Consider the following 18,702-nt stretch of genomic DNA (forward strand, 5'->3'; position numbering starts at 1 on the left):
GCTAATCGTCGTCGTGATTGAGGGGGAGGGAACCCATGAGAGACACCTCCATTTCCATCCGCTGCTCCATCTGCCGCAGGAAATAGCCCGTCATCATGGCGGAGGCCAGTAGTCCTGCAAGATTATCCCGATCGGTGGTGACCTGGACGGTAAAACCCTCGGAAGGCAGCGCCCCAATCAATCCCTGGACGTTGTGGGAAATAATTTGCTTGATTTCTGAGCTGACGGACTGGGCGACCCGACTCAGCACCTCAGGGGGCTGATGTTGAAGATATTGAAGCAACTGATTGGCAGCGTCACTATCAATATGGAGGCTCGCGAAATCTGCGTGCTCAGGATTAAACGTCATAGAAACTTTGGTTACCTTGTGTCCTTACCCTACTACATCAGTAGGAATCATCAAATTGCGGCTCGAAATTTTGACTCTACTGTAACAGATGGAACCCAATGGGGCCGTTTAGGGCTGACGAAGAGCCTGTAAAATCGCCCGCACCACCTCCGCCGAGGATTCCAAGGGCAGGTGATGCCCCCCCGCTACGGTCTTCACCTGGGCATGGGGCAGATGCTGCCGCTGAAAGGCCAGATCCTCCGGGCGGTTGAAGGTACTCTGGGCTCCAAAGATGAGGGTGATGGGTCGGCGAATGTGGCGCAGAATTTGGGCATAGCGATCGCGGGTAAAGGTACCGCCGCTGAGGCCAAACCGCGTCCGCACCTGGAGCCGAGGATCCCAGCGCCACTGCACCCCCCCTTCCACCGTTTCCAGCACCCGTGCCGCCAGCGCCTTGGCCCAATCGGGGGCAATACCGGGGATAGACTGACGGAACCGGGTCACCGCATCCGCCAGTCGGGGATAGACCGTGTGGATGGGGGGCTTGGCCAGATAATTCAGGTGGGCCATGAGCTGGTCGCTGGTATCTCCTTCCGTCTCCTTGCCGGGGACAATCGCCTCCAGTAGGGTCAGGGACTTCATCCAGTCGGGGCGGGCGGTGCTGAGGGTGGCGGCAATCACCGCTCCCATGGAGTGGCCAATCAGGTGAAACTGGGCCAATCCCAAACTGCGCACCAGGGCATCCATATCCCCCAGGTGGTCTAGGAGCTGGTAATTGCCCTCGGGGCCAATGTGGGCGGACTTGCCATGGCCCCGCAGATCCGGCGCAATGACGCGATAGCCCTGCTCCGCCAGAGCCGGGGCGATGGGTCCCCAGACGGCCCCCTGGTCCAGCACCCCATGGAGACAGAGAATGGGGGTGCCGTCCTCTGGTCCCCAGGTGCAGAGGCACAGGTCTAACCCCCGCACGGTGATGGTCTGTTCCGCCATGGTGGCCAGGGGCACAGGTTCCATCTCTGGGATGACCCCGGTGCTGTTCTGGGGCAGTGGGACAGCGGTTCCTACCGGATTGCTGGCGGGGGGCACAGCGGTCGCCGCGAATTCCCTGGGAAATTCTCCAGAAAACTCTCCAGAGAGTGTCCCCGTTTTTTCCCCTGCCCCTGCTCCTTGGGCCAAGGAATAGCTGAATTGCTGGGCCAAGGCTTGACTCGCGGGGGTCAAGGGCTGGGGTAGGGTGACCTTGCGCCAAGCTTCCGCCAGGGTAGGGTCAATGGCCCGACGACGATGGAAGTTGGGGTCATCAATGGCCCGAGACTGCGATCGCACCCCATCGGTCATCCGTTGTTCCTTCTGACCATAGGGATCTACCACCGCTGGGTGGAAGGGAATTTCCAGGAAGGTGCAGAGGGCGGTCATGGCGGCTTCCGGCTCCGTGACCAGATCCTCATAGCGGAGAAAATGGTGCTGGGCGGGATCCACATCGGCGAGGAACTGCACCATGTTTTGGTTGCTCACGGCCCAGACCTGCTCCGCGAGGGCATAGGGAGCCTGGTTGGGCAGGGCAAAGATCTTGTCCATGCGGTTTTGGACAAAGGAGTCTATCACGGCGTAGGGATGGCGCACCAGATGGATGAACTTGGCGGCGGTAAAGACCTGGGTTGCCCGTTCCAGGGTGCTGCGACTGAAGCCATAGGTGGGGGATTTATCCACCAGGGTCCGTTGCCCCGCCAACTGTTGTAGCTTGCCGTAGGCGTCGGCCATGGTCATGCCCTGGGTGGTCCAGTCCGCCAGCAGGGCTTGACTGGCGGCGGCATCCAGCCCCATGAGTTCCATCAGGGCGCGCTGGAGTCCTTCTCCCAGGTAGCTCTCCGCCAGAGCCTCCTGACGCTCCGCCAGGGTATCGAAGGGCAGCAGGTGTAATTCCGGGGGGCAGAACAGATCGGGATGCCCCGCCAACATCACCCGCAGCAGGGTGGAACCGGAGCGGGGGCTACTGAGCAAAAACACCATGGGAGGATTTTTGTCCTCAGGAGCCGTGAAGGGGCGATTGCGGCCCCAGAGGGGAATAGCCAGTTCCGCCAGAGGTTCGGCCCCCGCCGCCGCTGGTTCAGTCCCTCGATCTAGTTCCGCCGCGAGGTAGCGGCTCAGGGCATCTAGGGTGGGATGCTCAAAGACTTCGCGGGGGTAGAGGGTCAGGCCCAGGTCCCGTTTGCATGCCCCCAGCAGGTCCATCACCATGAGGGAGTCGAGGCCCACCTCTAGGAGATTATCTGCGATCGCAACTTGAGTCCCCCCCATCGCCAAGGCCACCTGGGTTTGCAGGTATTGGGCCAGGGGAGCCGTCCGGCTTTCCCTCGGTAGGGCCAGCAGGTCCGCCCGGATATTGCCTGGGGATGGGGCCGGGGACTTCGCCGGAGAATTTGCCGGAGAACTTTCCTTCCCTGCCCCTGAAGTCGTCTGGGGGGACATGGTACCTACCGCGAGGGTCTGGGACTGGGCCATCGCGGCGATTCGGTGCCAAAAGGCAGGACGGGGCTGACCGGGAATCTGGGGCAATAACGTCCCCCAATCCACCTGCATCACCCCCACTTGGGGCGGCAGGGTGGACCCGGCCTCCCGTAGCCGGTCCCACACCCGCAGGCCAACGGCGGGAACCCAGCTTTGGATGCCTCGGGTCTGCAAGCGCTGCACCGTGGCAGCCTGTTGCCGCGCCAACCCTGCGCCCTGCCATGGTCCCCAGTTCAGGGTTTGGGCCGGGAGTCCCTGGCGACGGCGGTGGTGGGCCAGGGTATCCAAAAAGGCATTGGCCGCGCCGTAGTTGCCCTGCCCCGGTGAGCCCACCAGGGAGGCCATAGAGGAAAACAGCACAAAGAAGTCAAGATCCTCCGACTGGGTGGCCTGGTGTAAATGCCATGCCCCCTGGACCTTGGGGGCCATGACCGCCTGAAATTGTCCCCAGGTTTGTCCCAACAGCACCCCATCCGCCAGGGTTCCGGCGGCGTGGATGACCCCCCGCAGGGGGGGGAGGGTGGCCCGCAGGTCGGTGACAAGGGCGGTGACCGCTGCCCCATCGGCGACATCCACCGCCGCCACCCGCACCGTGGCCTGGGTCCGCAGTGTCGCTAGTGCGGCTTGGGATGCCGGAGACTCGCCGCGACGGCTGACGAGCACCAGGGTTTTGGCCCCCTGGGCCACGAGATGCTGGGCCATCTGGAGGCCCAGGGCTCCCAGCCCCCCGGTAATCAAATAGGTGCCCTCCGGTCGTAGGGTCTGGACAGGGGCGGGAACGGCGGGGAGGGCTAGGGGCTGGAGCCGTGCCCCCCAGCGCTGGCCCTGTCGCCAAGCGGCCCGATCTTCCCCTTCCTGGGCGGTGAAGTGGGCGATGAGGTCGGTGGCCAGATTTTGGCCTGGATTTCCCGCCGGATTTCCGTCCCCATTCCCGTCTAGGGTTCTCGCTGGATTTTCATCTGAACCCGCTAAATTCGCAGCCCAAGCCCCTGACCCATCCACCAAACCACCCCAGAGGTCGGGGTGTTCCAGTGCGATCGCACTGCCCAAGCCCCAGAGGGGTGCCGCCATGGGGGATGGGGCGGAATCGGTATCCGTGACCGCCTGGGTATTTTGGGTCACTGCCCACAGGCGCGGGGGGACCGCATCCCAGTTTCGAGCCAGACTTTGGACGAGATGCAGAAGCCCCGCTGTCGGTGCTGCTATGCCCGCTAGGTCATCGGGATCTTGATCCAGTCCCCACAGGTACACCACCTGATGCCATGGGGCCGTCCCTCGACTTACGTTGAGACCCGAACTGGGTCCAAGGGCCGAAGGCTGATCTGGGGTCACTGCGGCTTGCATGGAGGCGGGATCCAGAGGATTGGCGGTGCGCTTCCGGTCCGGGTTCAAATTCAGCTTTTGCCCCCCCCCCGAAACCGGGTCTCGGTCCAGCATGGGGTTTGGATCTGGATCCATAGCCTCTGGTGCCCCGACCGCTGCCCTCTCAATCTGGGGGGAAACCGTGACCACGTTGCCCCCCAGATCACGGATTGCCTCTGCCAGGGCCGTTCCCAGCCCACGACGATCCATAAAGATCAGCCAGGACTGTCCCGCGAGGGTGGCGGGCGGTGGGGGCAGAGGCGCGGGCTCCCACGCCACCTGGTACAGGCAGTCCTGGGGGATTTCTAGGCCCGAGGGCCGACCCAGGGCAGTGGAGGCCGCAGAGAGGGTGGCGGGTGGATCAAACCAGTAGCGCTGGCGCTGGAAGGGGTAGGGGGGTAGGCCGGATTGGCGCTGGTAGCCGTAGGGCCGATCAAAGGCGGCCCAATCCACCGTGCCCCCCCGCTGGTAGAACTGAGCCAGACTGTGGAGCAGGACCGAGTCGTCGGGCTGATCGCGGTGCAGGCTGGGCAGCCACAGCAGGTCTGGATCCGACAGCACCCGCCGACCCAGGGTGGAGAGGATGGGGTGTGGCCCCATTTCCGCAAAGCAGCGGTATCCAGCTTGGTATAGGGCGGTGAGGCCATCGACAAAACGCACCGTCTGGCGGGCGTGGCGACGCCAATAGGCTCCATCTAGGGTTTTCCCCGGTGGCAGGAGGGTGCCTGTTACGTTTAGGGCTAGGGGAATCTGGGCGGGATGGTAGGTGACTTGGCGGGCCAGGTGCTCAAAGACGGGCAGCACCGGGTCCATTAGGGCGGTATGGAAGGCGTGGGAGACCTGCAAGGGCTGAGTGCGAATATCGCGATCGCTAAAAACTGCGATCGCACTCACCAATCCCGACTCCGGCCCCGCAATGACCGTATTTTCAGGACTGTTGAGGGTGGCAATCTCCAGGGTGGCATCCCCCATTTTGGCCAAGACTTGGGCCACGGTAGCGCCATCGGCAAACACCGCCACCATGCCGCCCCCCTCGGGGAGAGACTGCATCAACTTGGCCCGCTGGGCCACCAGCCGCAGTCCGGCCTCCAGATCCATCACCCCCGCCACACAGGCCGCCACATATTCCCCCACACTGTGGCCGATGACCGCCCCTGGCCGAATTCCCCAGGACTGCCAAAGCTCCGCCAGGGCATATTCCAAAGCAAACAGGGCGGGCTGGGTGGCGACGGTTTGGTGCAGGCGATCGTCCCCATCGACGGCGAAGATCAGCTCCAGTAACGGCGTGGTCAGGTAGGGAGCCAGGATCTCGGCGCAGCGATCCAGACAGTCGCGAAACACGGGCTCGGTCTTGTAGAGGCTGCGACCCATACCGGGGTATTGGGAGCCTTGCCCGGTGAACAGGAAGGCAACCTCAGGGTCAGTCCCCGCCGCGATCGCGGTAGGGGTCACGGAAGCAGACGGCGGGTGGGTCGCCAAGTGCTCTGCCCCCACCTCCAGCGCCCGCACCATTGCCGCTGGGGTCTCCCCCACCACGGCGAGGCGCTGGGGAAAATGGCTGCGTCCAGTGTTGAAACTGTGGCAAATCGTTCCCAAATCTAGAGTCGCATCCCCAGACAAATCCCCAGACGAATCCGAGATACCATGAGCCCCCAACCAAGCCGCCACCTGACGGGCCTGGGCCTGAAGGGCAGCGGGGGTTTTGGCGCTGAGGGTGAGCAGGTGTCGGGGCCGGGTCACCGTCCGTTCTAGGGGGGGGAATAGGGGAGCCGCCTGGAGGACGGCGTGGGCATTGGTGCCGCCAAAGGCAAAGGCGCTGACGGCAGCAATGGGCCGATGATCCAAGGGCACGGGCCAGGGTTCGCACCGCTGCTGTACCCGCAGGGGCAGTTGGTCAAAGGGGATATGGGGATTGGGCCGCTGGCAATGGAGGCTGGGCACCAGGGTGCGGTGGTGGAGACAGAGGGCGGTTTTAATTAGGCTGGCGATACCCGCCGCCGCTTCTGTATGGCCGATATTGCTTTTCACCGAGCCCATGGGGATGGGGTTCCCTGGGTCGCGAGAGCGCAGTACATTCCCCAGAGCCTTGGCCTCAATGGGATCCCCCAGGAGGGTGCCGGTGCCGTGGGCTTCGATGTAGTCCACCTGCTGGGGCTCTAACCCCGCCTGGGTAAAGGCAGTATGGATCACCTGTTCCTGGGCTTCCCGGTTGGGGGCGGTGAGGCCATTGGAGCGGCCATCCTGGTTCACGGCGCTCCCCCGGATCACGGCGTAGAGGGGGTCACCGTCTCGAATGGCCTGGGAGAGGGGCTTCAAAACTACAGCTCCGGCTCCCTCCGAGCGCACAAAGCCATTGGCCTCGGCGGCAAACGCCTTGCAACGGTTCTCGGGGGAAAGGGCAGTGAGTTTACTAAAGCCGATGGTGAGTTCGGGCCGCAGGATCAGATTGACTCCCCCCGCGATCGCCAGGGTAGATTCCCCTTGCCGCAGGCTCTGACAGGCCAAATGCACCGCCACTAGGGAAGAGGAGCAGGCGGTATCCAGGGCCAGACTCGGCCCCCGCAAATTCAGTAAATAGGAGAGGCGATTGGCCGCCATGGTCGAGGCCAATCCAGTGGTGGTATAGGTACCCACCGCCTCCGGCCCCGCCAGCAGCCACTGGCCGTAGTCATTGGTGGACAACCCGACAAAGACGCCGGTAGAGGAACCGCTGAGCTGCTTGGGGGGAATGCCCGCATCCTCTAGGGCAGCCCAGACCACCTCCAGGAAAACCCGCTGCTGGGGGTCCATGTATTTGGCCTCCCGAGGGGCAATGCCAAAGAAGGCCGGATCGAATTGATCCACATCCGCCAAAAAGCCGCCCTCCCGGCAGTAGGTCTTGCCCACAGCGGTGGCGTCGGCGTCGTAGAGGGCGTCCACATTCCAGCGATCGCGGGGGATGGGCGTAATGGCATCCCCCCCCGCCTGCAACAAGCGCCAGAATGCCTCCCGGTCTGGCGCACCGGGAAACCGACAGCCGATGCCCACAATGGCAATGGGCTCCGGCAGTCCTTTTTTCTTGTGCAGTTGCAGTTCCAACAGTGCCCGTTGCTGGGGCGACAGCTTCGCAATCCGCCGTGCGAGATCATCCACAGGTCAACCCTTACCGTTTAGCGTCCTTGCTGCCCCAGTAGAGCCTGGAGTTCAGCTTCCGAGAGCTGCTCTAGCTCACTGACGAGATCCGTGAGATCGAGATCAAGATCTCCCCCATCGGCACTGGCCCTTGGCCCTGAGCCCTTGAGGGCAATCGTTCTGTATTCTCCCCCATTGTCATCCCCCAACTGCTGGGCCAAATAGGTCGCCACCGCCTCAATGGTGGGGTATTCGTAGGCCAGGGTAGGGGATAGGGGATAGTCCAGTGTGGTTTGTAGCACCGCCGTCAGTTCCACCGCCGCCACCGAATCGAGGCCATATTCCGCAAAGGGGCGGCTGGTATCAATGGCGCTGGGGGCCATCTGGAGCGCTTGGGCCAGCCAATCTACCAGCCATCGCTGCAATTGGGCTGGGGAGGGCTGAGGCGGCAGATCGGTAGACGGTGGGGACGCGGGGACAGGGGGGACGCGGGGCGCAGCGGTAGCGGCGGCCCAGTCGCTCTGCCAATCTGCGCTCCATTCATCCGTCGCCAACCGTTCCGGTGTCGCCAGTTGCCAGGTGTGCAGGGGGTCGAGGTGATGGTCCAGGTATCCGGCTCGACAGAGATAGCGTTGAATTTTACCGCTGGAGGTTTTGGGCACACTGCCGGTTTTTAGCAACTGAAGGCCGTAGAGTTGCAGATCATGGTGTTCGGCCACCGCCCGCCGCACCGCTGCCACGACGGCCTCTGCATCCAGCGATCGCAGATATTGCCGCTCCACCTCCTGCACCACCACCAGCCGTTCCTGACCGCCAATGGTGATGGCAAAGGCGGCTCCGGCTCCAGGGCGCAGCGCCTCGTGGGCCAGTTCCACCGTGGTCTCGATGTCCTTAGGATAGTAATTGCGGCCTCGAATAATGATCAGCTCCTTCAGCCGCCCGGTGACAAACAGTTCCCCCTGCTGGAGGAATCCCAGATCTCCGGTGCGGAGGAAGGGACCGTTGCCCGTCGCCATCGTCGCCTGGAAGGCGGCGGCGGTTTTCTCCGGCTGTCGCCAGTAGCCCTGGGCCAAGCTGGGGGAATGGGCGACCCAAATTTCTCCCACGGTGCCGTCGTCGCAGGGCAGGTGACTGTGGGGATCCACGATCTGCACGGGCTGGTCTGCCGGGGCATGGCCGCAGCCTACCAGCAGGCGGGTGTCTTCAGCGGTGGTTTCTGTCGCTGCGATCGCGCGGTTATCTTGCAACGCCCGGTCTTGGATACTCTGGGTCTGGGGCGGTCGCCCGCGATCGCCGCCGGTCACCATCAGCGTCGCCTCCGCCATGCCGTAACAGGGGTAGAAGGCGGTGGCCTGGAAGCCACAGCCCCCAAAGGCGGTGGTAAATCGTTCCAGGGTCTCGACCCGCACGGGCTCCGCACCACTGAAGGCCAGCCGCCAGGAACTCAGGTCCAGGGCCGCCCGCTGCTCCGGCGTCGTCTTTTGCACACAGAGATCGTAGGCAAAGTTGGGACCGCCGCTGGTGGTGGCTCCGTAGCGCGAGATGGCCTGGAGCCAGCGGTAGGGCTTTTGCAAAAAGGCCACGGGGGGCATCAGGGCCATGGGAGCCCCCACGTAGAGGGGCTGGAGAATGCCCCCCACCAAGCCCATGTCGTGGTAGGGGGGCAGCCAAGATACGCCGCGACTGGCGGGGGTGTCGCCGAAAAATTCATTAATCCGGGCGGAGTTGTGGATCAAATTCCCGTGGCTAATCATCACCCCCTTGGGGGTTCCGGTGGACCCGGAGGTGTATTGCAGCAGGGCAAGGCTGTCGGCCTCTAGGGCGGGAGGCTGCCAGGACTCCGCCAGTGCCGTTTCTACGTCGTCCGTCGCTAGCCAGTGGAGTTGTTGCAGCCGACTGTATTCGCTGAAGCGTTTCTCTAGGCCGCTGAGTACCGTGCCATGGGTCAGGGCCACTCGTGCCCCGGCATCCTGGATCATCACCTGGAGGCGATCTAGGGAACGGTTGGGGCGGGGGGGATAGGCGGGAACTGCGATCGCGCCTGCGTACAAGCAACCAAAAAAAGCGGCGATATAGTCCAAACCAGGGGGATAGAGCAGCAGCACCGGCTGACCCTGGCAGTTCAAACTCGTGAGTAAGGTGGCAATGGCCCGCGCCAGAGTATCGAGTCCTTGGTAAGTAAGGGCAGCGGTGACGGTTTCTCCCTCCGCGAGAAACTCATAGGCCACACGATCGCCTTGGTGAATCGCGCGCTGCCGTAACAAATCCACCAGCGTCACCACCGCACCCATTTTCCCAAAAGAACCGTTACCCATGAATTCTGTCCACTGTTTGATACTATTCCTGGGGGTTGGCCCCCAATACTGCTGGCCGCTGTTAGGAAAACCGCCGTCAAGCCGCTGTTAAACGGCTGTTAAACCGGAGAGAACGCCGTTAGAGGCCAACCCCTACCAGACAACTTGCCCGAATTGGGTATTTTCTAGCCAAAACATCGCCTTACCCGCCCTATGCTTTGCTAGATATTACCCCTCCGCCGGGATGGTCGCAGACTCCCCCAGGACCGTCCCCCTTCCCAGCCTTACTAGGGCCTGCGGACAATTAACAGGGAAACCCTTGCGGGCTAAGCATGACCACGCCCGCCCTACGGCATCAGGCTAGGGGCTGTAACCGCCCCATAACCAGGAATCTAGCTTTGATTGTCCACAACCCCTAGATGGCGTCACCAAGCTGGGGCGATCATCCCCAGGCCACCGTGATCATCCCCAGTGCCACCGCTATAGCTAGAGACGAACAGGAACTAGAGATAGCCCCCCAAACCCCATCACTGTGCAGATCCAGTCCTGATGATTCCCTGAAAATGACAGGCTCTTAAAAATACTATACAAATTCCCTGCTACCCACAGCACCGTCCCCTTGGCCCCCTGCCCCCTTGGCCCCGAGACACAAACCGCTATGCTTATTTCCATAGGATTGCCACCCCATCGCCTCCCTCCCTGTCGCCTCCCTCCCTGTCGCCTCCCCTATTGCTCGATACGCCATGCCTCCTACTGAACGTCGCCCCATCCTCTTAGATTTCGAGAAACCCCTCGTCGAGCTAGAGGAGCGCATCAACCAAATCCGTGAGTTGGCGGAGGAGAACGATGTGGATGTTTCGACACAAATTCACCAGCTAGAATCTCGGGCCGACCAACTCCGTCAGGAAATTTTCACCAGCCTCACCCCAGCGCAGCGGCTCCAGGTGGCCCGCCATCCCCGTCGCCCTAGCACCCTGGACTACATTCAGGCCATCGGTGACGAATGGATTGAACTCCACGGCGATCGCGGTTCCGGCAAGGATGACTTGGCCCTAGTGGGAGGGATTGCCCGGTTTGAGGGTCGCCCGGTGATGATGCTGGGGCATCAAAAGGGGCGAGACACGAAGGATAATGTCGCCCGCAATTTTGGCATGGCTTCCCCCGGTGGCTATCGCAAGGCCATGCGATTGATGGAGCACGCCAATCATTTCGGGATGCCCATCTTCACCTTCATTGATACCCCCGGAGCCTTCCCCGGCTTTGAGGCAGAGGAGCAGGGACAGGGGGAAGCGATCGCCTACAATCTGCGGCAAATGTTCTCCCTGGATGTCCCCATTATTTGCACTGTGATTGGCGAAGGGGGTTCCGGTGGAGCCTTGGGCATCGGCGTCGGCGATCGGCTGATGATGTTCGAACATTCCGTCTACTACGTCGCCAGCCCCGAAGCCTGCGCCGCTATTCTCTGGCGCGATGCGGGCCGCGCCGCCCAAGCCTCAGAAGCCCTGAAGATTACGGCCCTGGATTTGAAGGGGTTGGGGATTTTGGATGTGATGCTGCCGGAACCTATCGGCGGTGCCCATGCCAATCCCGTCAAGGCGACGGAAATTCTGAAGGTGGGTCTGCGGGAAAATCTAGACACACTGTTAGCGCTGGCTCCCGATCAGCGTCGCCAACTCCGCTACGAAAAATTTCGCCGCATTGGCATTTTCTCTGAGGAACCTGTTGCCTAGGGATTGTTGCCGGGGTGGTCGATTGCGATCGCAGATCTATGGCCCCTAGTTTTCTAAAACTCCGGTCAATACCCCCATACCCCCTTGCCCTAAACCCTCCTGCTTCGCTAAGGTAGTAGACTGGGCGTTAGATGGAAAATTATGGCGAAGCGGATTCAAGTCGTTCTGCAAGAAGATATTCGGAAACTGGGCCAGTCCGGTGACCTCGTCGAGGTTGCCCCCGGCTATGCCCGCAACTACCTGCTGCCTCGGGGCATCGCAGTCCGCACCACCCCCGGCGTACTGAAGCAGGTAGAACGGCGGCGAGAAGCGGAGCGGCAACGCTTACTCGCCATCAAAGCAGAGGCGGAGTCCATGAAGACCGCCCTGGAAACCATCGGCATGTTCGTGATCAAGAAGCCCGTAGGCGAAAACGAGGCCATCTTTGGCACGGTGACAGCAGCGGATGTGGCAGAAGTCATCCAAGCCAACACCAACAAAGAGGTGGATCGCCGGGAAATCACCGTACCCGACATCAACAAGCTGGGTGAGTACAAAGCCACCTTGAAGCTCCACGCAGAAGTGACCGCCACCGTGAACCTGCGGGTCTCGGCGGAATAGAGCCCCGGCGTTGACGCCCGGAATCGGATCAAACAGGTTAGAGCAACTGCTCTAACCTGTTTCCTTGTGTTCAAGAGCCTGCCTGCTGTACTATGCTCTGTCAAGCCTCCATTTGTAGGTTGGGTGCAGCGCTAGCGGAACCCAACATGGCCCACCGCTGTTGGGTTCCACTTCGTTTTACCCAACCTACGCAGACTGTTTCCTTGTGTTCAAGGATCTGCCTGCTGTACTAGTCCTTCGTCTCCACCGTTTTAGTCAGCCATCCGCTACGGTAAGAACTATTTCCCGCGCCGGATCCCATGGTTCAAAATCTTGACTTTCAACCGATGGGCGATCGCCTGCCTCCCCAGAACGTGGAGGCAGAGGAAGCGATTCTAGGGGGGATTTTGCTCGATCCAGAGGCCATCGGACGGGTCATGGAGGTACTCAACCCCGATGCCTTCTACGTCAGCGCCCACAAGACCATTTACCGGGCAGCGGTAGACCTGAATGGCAAGGGTCGCCCCACCGACCTGATGAGCGTCACCGCATGGCTCAAGGATCAAGACTTGCTGGAGCGGGTGGGCGGCCAGAGCCGTCTCGCCCAACTGGTAGACCGCACCCTCAGCGCCACCAACATCGACCAGTACGCCGCCCTGGTGATGGAAAAATTTATGCGGCGGCGGCTAATCCGCATTGGCGGGGAAATCACCCAACTCGGCTTTGAAACCGGGGAACCCCTAGAACAAAGTCTGGATCAGGCGGAGCAAAAGCTGTTTGCCATCACCCAAGACCGCCCCCAGCAGAGCCTCACCTCCACCGCCGATATCCTCATCGATACCTTTTCGGACATCGAACAGCGATCCCTGGGCATGGTGCTACCGGGAATTCCCTGCGGCTTCTACGATCTCGACGCCCTCACCCAGGGATTCCAACGCTCGGACCTGATCATCGCCGCAGGGCGTCCGGCAATGGGTAAGTGCCTCAGCACAGACGCCCAGATTGTAGTAGCCGACGGTAGCCTTAAAACCATTGGCGAAATCTACCAGCAGCGGTCTGCCTCGCTACTCACCCTAGGTATCGACTGGCGGTTGAAATTCACCGAGCCTAGCGCCTACGTTGACGATGGCCACAAACCTGTGTTTCGGGTGAGCACGCGATCAGGGCGAGAAATCGAAACGACCCTAACCCACCCCTATCTGACTGTCAGGGGCTGGCGACCTCTGGCTGAGCTAGCCGTGGGGCAAAAAATTGCTGTGCCCAGGGTACTCCCCATATTTGGCACCGAGACCTTACCAGAGCATCAGGTCAAGCTGCTGGCGTATCTCATCGGCGATGGCTGCCTCACGGGCACTTCTCCCCATGAACAAACCATTCCATTAATCGTCTTTCGACTAGAGAAGGGGCTGATAGCCCTTTTCCTCAACCGCCTTTTCTCCACCGATGGCTGGGCTACCGTACTGGCCTCTGGTCAGGCTCAGCTGGGCTTTGCCACGGTCAGCGAAACCCTTGCCCGCCAAGTGCAGCATCTGCTACTGCGGTTTGGTATTCTAGCTCAGCTCAAAATGAGATCGATCAAGTATCTCGACAGCCACCGTCCCGCATGGCAGCTCGATGTCACCGATGTCCCCTCCATCAAAACCTTCATCGGCGAGATCGGTATCTTTGGTAAAGAAGATGCCCTAGCCAAGGTTGAGGCGACCCTGGCCAACCGTCGCTACCAACCCAACCGCGACCTGATCCCAGTAGAGGTTTGGGAAACTATTCGAGCGGCTAAGGGCCAGGAATCTTGGGTATCGCTCGCCACGCGGGCCGGGTTTCAAAGCACCAGCAATATTCATGCAGGTAAGCGATCGCCGACGCGCGATCGCCTCTTTGCCCTAGCCACTGCCCTAGAGCACAAAGAACTTCAGCACATCGCCACCAGCGACATCTACTGGGATGAAATCGTTGCGATCGCACCCCTGGGGCTAAAACAGGTTTACGACCTTACCATTCCCGACACCCATAACTTCGTCGCCAACGACATCTGCGTCCACAACACTAGCTTTGTACTAAACATTGCTCGCAATATTGCTGCTGTGCAGAAGCTGCCCGTGGCCGTGTTTAGCCTGGAGATGTCAAAGCAGCAGTTGGTCTATCGTCTGCTGTCCAGTGAGGTGGCGATGGAAACCAGTCGCCTCCGCACCGGGCGCATTGCCCAGCATGAGTGGGAGCTACTGGGGCAAGCCATCAGCACTCTGTCCCAGTTCCCGGTGTACATTGACGACACCCCCAATATCTCGGTGATCGAGATGCGCTCCAAGGCGCGGCGACTTCAGGCGGAGCAGGGGGGCGTCTTGGGGCTGATCCTGATTGACTATCTCCAACTCATGGAGGGCACCAGCGACAACCGAGTGCAGGAATTGTCGAAAATTACGCGATCGCTAAAGGGTCTCGCCCGCGAACTCAATGTCCCCATCATCGCCCTCTCCCAGCTCAGCCGGGGCGTCGAATCCCGCACCAACAAACGCCCAATGATGTCGGATTTGAGGGAATCGGGGAGCATTGAGCAAGATGCGGACTTGATTATGATGCTGTATCGGGAGGAATATTATGAGCCCGATACCCCCGATCGCGGTCTGGCGGAGATTATTATCGCCAAGCACCGGAACGGGCCAACGGGCACGGTGAAGCTGTTGTTTGAGCCTCAATTCACCCGCTTCCGTAACCTCATGCAGCCCCAGTGAGAGGGGACGGGTTCCTCAAAGGAACCCGTCCCCTGACCAGCCCCTCACCTCATCCCCAGGGAACAGGTTTGCGATCGCGCTACCCTTTCCCTTGCCGACACCTGATGATCCTGACCATTAGCGCGATGGTCTCCGACCTCACGGCGTGGCTAAAATGAAGCTATAGCGATACCTCAGAGCACTCCTATGGCTACGACCGCAGATGACGTGTGGCGCTTGCTGGGTGAACTGGCTACAGCCCAGCAAGAGACCGAGCGCCGATTCCAAGAGACCGAGCGCCGATTCCAAGAAACCGAGCGCCGATTCCAAGAAACTGATCGCCGATTCCAAGAGACCGAGCGCCGGTTTCAAGAAACTGATCGGCAGATTCAGCAAGTGAGTCAACAGATTGGGAAGCTGGGGAATCGTCTGGGGGAGTTTGTGGAATGGCAAGTCCGCCCAGCGGTGTTGCGGTTATTTCAAGAACGGGGCATTGCAGTTCATGAATTATTCCCTGGGGTCTCTATCCAGCGGGATAACGAGGGCTTTGAGATTGATCTATTAGTGATTAACAGCACCGAGGCGGTATTGGTGGAGGTCAAGAGCAAGCTCGCTCCAACGGATGTGGACGAGCACCTAGAGCGTTTGGCCAAGTTCAAGCGGCTGATGCCGCGCTACGGAGATGTACAGGCTATGGGGGCTGTGGCGGGGATGGTAGTACCCCCAGATGTGGCGCGTTATGCCTACCGCCGGGGATTGTTTGTCTTGGCCCCATCGGGGGAGACTGTAACGATTTTGAATGATGAGGAGTTTCAGCCTAGACGGTGGTAGGTAAGTAGCCGGGACTAATTAAACGTCACACCCGCCGCTGATTTTCTCCTTTCGGGAGACGCTAAAGCGTATAGCCCAAGGGGCAATAGCCTTCGGCATGGCTACGCTAAGGCTAAAGTTAGGGCGAAGCCTGTCTGAAAGACTTACGACTCCGCTCAATCAGCTAGACTCTCTATCCGGCAAGGGTTTGAGGGTTGAGCGAAGTCGAAACCCGTCTACAAGATAATTGAGCCTACCTACTTAGAGATGTCCATACACCGCAGCTTTAGGATAGAAAGAGAAGCATTGCTCAAGATCACGGAAGACAGGGCTCCAGAATGACTATCAATTACGGTTTCGTCGGCACGGTGGGCAACACCCCCCTGATTCGTCTCAACAGCTTCAGTGAGGAAACCGGATGCGAGATCTTGGGCAAAGCGGAGTTTCTCAATCCGGGGGGCTCCGTCAAAGACCGAGCCGCTCTCTATATTATTGAAGACGCCGAGAAGCAGGGGCAACTGAAACCGGGGGGGACCGTGGTTGAAGGCACCGCTGGCAACACGGGCATTGGGCTGGCCCATATCTGCAATGCCAAGGGCTATCGCTGCCTTATCGTCATTCCCGACACCCAGTCCCAGGAAAAAATGGACATGCTGCGGACCCTGGGGGCGGAGGTGCGTCCGGTACCGGCGGTGCCCTATCGCGATCCCAACAATTACGTCAAGTTGTCGGGGCGGCTGGCGGCGGAACTGGACAATGCCATTTGGGCAAACCAGTTCGACAATTTAGCCAATCGACAAGCCCACTATGAAACCACAGGGCCAGAGATCTGGACCCAGACCGATGGCAAGGTCGATGCCTGGGTAGCGGCAACGGGGACGGGGGGCACCTATGCGGGGACGGCCCTGTTTCTCAAGGAAAAGAATCCCGACCTGAAGTGTGTAGTGGCGGATCCCATGGGCAGCGGCCTCTATAGCTATGTAAAAACGGGGGAAATCACCCTGGAGGGCAGCTCCATTACTGAAGGCATCGGCAACAGTCGGGTCACGGCGAATATGGAGGGGGTGCCCACGGATGATGCCATTCAGGTCACGGACCCGGAGGCGATTCACGCGGTCTATCAACTGCTACACCGGGACGGCCTATTTATGGGGGGCTCGGTGGGTATCAATGTGGCGGCGGCGGTGAAGTTGGCGCAGCAGTTGGGGCCGGGGCATACTATCGTGACGGTGCTGTGTGACAGCGGTGCCCGTTACCAATCCCGCCTCTTTAACCCTGCTTGGCTGAAGGAAAAAGGGCTGTGGTCTGAGGATCTGCTGGGCTAGTACCGCAGGGCGTAAATCAGTCCACTATTGTTGCGCCAGCCCCTCACCCTAGCCCTCTCCCAGAGAGGGACTTTGAATCCGGCCCCCCTTCTTCCCTTCTGGGAGCAGGCCGGAGGACGTGCGCAGCAGGGGATGAGGGGGAGGGCTGCAACGTAGTTAGGCCAGAGCTTTGCGCTTAAGTTTGCTCCAATGAAAGCCTTTTGCCACTAACCATGGCATAGATGCGCCCAGCTATTGATTCGTAGGCTCGAAATTCGGTAGCCAACTGCCTATCTGCTCCCAGAGATTGGCGGGGCCAATGCCGAAAATGACCTGGAGGGCCAAGAGTATCAGGGCCACCAAAATCGCTGTCTTGAGGGTGGCCCGCACCACCTTCAGCAGCCAGGTGAAGACCAAAAACGAGACTAGAATCGCGCCGAGGACAATGACAAGTTCCATGGTGTTATCCCAGAGAAACTGCGATTGCGGCGGGGGCCGCACTGGCCTCCAACACCGCCTGCCGTGCCCAGCGGTCTACAGCGAGAATGTCCTCTAGGCCGGGGGTGGGGTTCAGGTCACGGCGATGGCGATCGCACACCCGCTCAATCACCTGGGGAATTTGCAAAAAGCTCACCTTCTCCGCCAGGAAAAGGGCCACGGCCTGCTCATTCGCCGCATTCAGCACCGCCGTCATTGTGCCCCCGGCCCGTCCAGCGGCATAGGCCAGATCCATGCAGGGATACTTGGCGTGGTCTGGCTCCCGGAAGGTGAGATCCCCCGCCTTGACCAAATCCAAGGGCTCCCAGTCGGTGTAAATCCGCTCTGGCCAGGAGAGGGCGTAGAGCAGGGGCAGGCGCATATCCGGCCAGCCCAACTGGGCCAACATTGAAGTATCCTGCACCTCAATCAGGGAATGGATAATGCTTTGGGGGTGAATGACAATATCAATATGGTCGTAGTCCACCCCAAAGAGGTAGTGGGCCTCGATTACCTCTAGCCCCTTGTTCATCAAGGTGGCGGAATCCACGGTGATCTTTTGCCCCATGGACCAGTTGGGATGCTTCAGGGCATCGGCCACCGTCACCTCTGGTAACCGCTCCACGGGCCAATCCCGAAAGGCTCCCCCGGAGGCCGTCAGCAGGATCCGCCGCAGTCCCCCGGCGGGGACTCCCTGTAAGCATTGGAAAATGGCGGAATGTTCCGAATCTGCCGGGAGCAGCTTCACCCCATGCTTTTCCACCAAGGGCAGCACCACCGGACCCCCAGCGATCAGGGTCTCCTTGTTCGCTAGGGCAATATCTTTACCCGCCTCAATTGCTGCCAGGGTGGGCAACAGTCCCGCACAGCCCACGATGCCCGTCACCACTGCCTCGGCATCGCCGTAGCGGGCCACCTCCACAATGCCTACCTCTCCCGCTACAATTTGGGGCTGGGGATCCAGATCTGCGATCGCGGCCCTCAGATCTTCCAGACACCGTTCATCCCGAATTGCCACAATCTCTGGCCGAAATTGCCGCACCTGCTGGGCCAGCAACGCCACATTCCGCCCCGCCGCTATCCCCACCAAGCGAAACTGATCCGGGTGGGACTGGACGATATCCAGGGTCTGGGTGCCGATGGAGCCAGTGGAACCGAGCAGGGTAATTGCTTTCACGGCGCTGCGGTGAGAAGGGTCATTACCAATTTACAGGCTTGTGGAGCCTGGACCATGGGCGGCTCGTCCCTCAACCATTCTCCGGTGGGAAACTGCACCTCTGTCTCTAGGGGTGCCTCCAGAGGTATATCAGCGGGATAGGTCATAGGAACAGAAGAAACATACCGATGGTCAAGTTCAACAAATGGGGAGCCAAGTCACTACACTTTCACAAGCTTGTGTAAAGCTGTAGCACCCTCAGCCCCAAGAGGGCAATCTAAGCTGAGAGACATGATCTCAATCCTTCGCGATTGTTTCAATTTCTGACAGCACAG

Annotated in this window: 11 protein-coding genes; 5 read left to right on the forward strand and 6 right to left on the reverse strand. The window is 60.4% G+C overall.

Going from position 1 to position 18,702, the window contains the following annotated elements; all coding sequences use genetic code 11:
- Window position 1: 1 nt before the first annotated feature.
- From LEP6406_RS0210180 to LEP6406_RS0210190, 3 genes are all read right to left on the reverse strand, one after another.
- Entirely contained in the window at window positions 2-349 is a 348-nt protein-coding gene (locus LEP6406_RS0210180; RefSeq protein WP_008319222.1) for a DUF760 domain-containing protein, read from the reverse strand.
- 108 nt (window positions 350-457) lie between these two features.
- Window positions 458-7,330 carry a type I polyketide synthase gene (locus LEP6406_RS30185; RefSeq protein WP_008319224.1) on the reverse strand — a complete coding sequence of 2,291 codons (6,873 nt, stop codon included), beginning with the start codon at window positions 7,328-7,330 and terminating at the stop codon, window positions 458-460.
- Window positions 7,331-7,347: 17 nt separating this feature from the next.
- A complete protein-coding gene (locus LEP6406_RS0210190; RefSeq protein WP_008319225.1) occupies window positions 7,348-9,624 on the reverse strand; it encodes an AMP-binding protein in 2,277 nt (758 codons plus the stop codon).
- A gap of 722 nt (window positions 9,625-10,346) precedes the next feature.
- Here LEP6406_RS0210190 and LEP6406_RS0210200 point away from each other — a divergent pair.
- The 5 genes from LEP6406_RS0210200 to LEP6406_RS0210220 all read left to right on the forward strand — a co-directional run bounded on the left by LEP6406_RS0210200 (window position 10,347) and on the right by LEP6406_RS0210220 (window position 16,755).
- Window positions 10,347-11,333: an acetyl-CoA carboxylase carboxyltransferase subunit alpha gene (locus LEP6406_RS0210200; RefSeq protein ID WP_008319227.1), complete on the forward strand. Its 987-nt coding sequence runs from the start codon at window positions 10,347-10,349 to the stop codon at window positions 11,331-11,333.
- Window positions 11,334-11,474: 141 nt separating this feature from the next.
- Window positions 11,475-11,933: a 50S ribosomal protein L9 gene (rplI, locus tag LEP6406_RS0210205; protein WP_008319228.1), complete on the forward strand. Its 459-nt coding sequence runs from the start codon at window positions 11,475-11,477 to the stop codon at window positions 11,931-11,933.
- 299 nt (window positions 11,934-12,232) lie between these two features.
- A complete protein-coding gene (gene dnaB, locus LEP6406_RS0210210; RefSeq protein ID WP_008319230.1) occupies window positions 12,233-14,641 on the forward strand; it encodes a replicative DNA helicase in 2,409 nt (802 codons plus the stop codon).
- Window positions 14,642-14,827: 186 nt separating this feature from the next.
- Window positions 14,828-15,451 (forward strand): DUF3782 domain-containing protein, encoded by a 624-nt coding sequence (locus tag LEP6406_RS0210215; RefSeq protein ID WP_008319232.1) that lies wholly within the window; start codon window positions 14,828-14,830, stop codon window positions 15,449-15,451.
- 317 nt (window positions 15,452-15,768) lie between these two features.
- The gene (locus LEP6406_RS0210220) at window positions 15,769-16,755 is read left to right on the forward strand and encodes a cysteine synthase A (RefSeq protein ID WP_008319233.1); all 987 of its coding nucleotides are present in this window, start codon (window positions 15,769-15,771) and stop codon (window positions 16,753-16,755) included.
- Window positions 16,756-16,986: 231 nt separating this feature from the next.
- On the opposite strand, the gene LEP6406_RS0210225 is transcribed toward LEP6406_RS0210220, so the two are convergent.
- The 3 genes from LEP6406_RS0210225 to LEP6406_RS32790 are packed head-to-tail and all read right to left on the reverse strand — an operon-like array spanning window position 16,987 to window position 18,534.
- Window positions 16,987-17,193: a hypothetical protein gene (locus tag LEP6406_RS0210225; RefSeq protein WP_008319235.1), complete on the reverse strand. Its 207-nt coding sequence runs from the start codon at window positions 17,191-17,193 to the stop codon at window positions 16,987-16,989.
- Between the two features lie 4 nt (window positions 17,194-17,197).
- A complete protein-coding gene (dxr, locus tag LEP6406_RS0210230; RefSeq protein WP_008319237.1) occupies window positions 17,198-18,388 on the reverse strand; it encodes a 1-deoxy-D-xylulose-5-phosphate reductoisomerase in 1,191 nt (396 codons plus the stop codon).
- Entirely contained in the window at window positions 18,385-18,534 is a 150-nt protein-coding gene (locus tag LEP6406_RS32790; protein WP_008319239.1) for a hypothetical protein, read from the reverse strand. The genes dxr and LEP6406_RS32790 overlap by 4 nt, the downstream gene beginning before the upstream one ends.
- Window positions 18,535-18,702 lie beyond the last annotated feature (168 nt).

Source organism: Leptolyngbya sp. PCC 6406, assembly GCF_000332095.2.
Classification (GTDB): domain Bacteria; phylum Cyanobacteriota; class Cyanobacteriia; order Phormidesmidales; family Phormidesmidaceae; genus PCC-6406.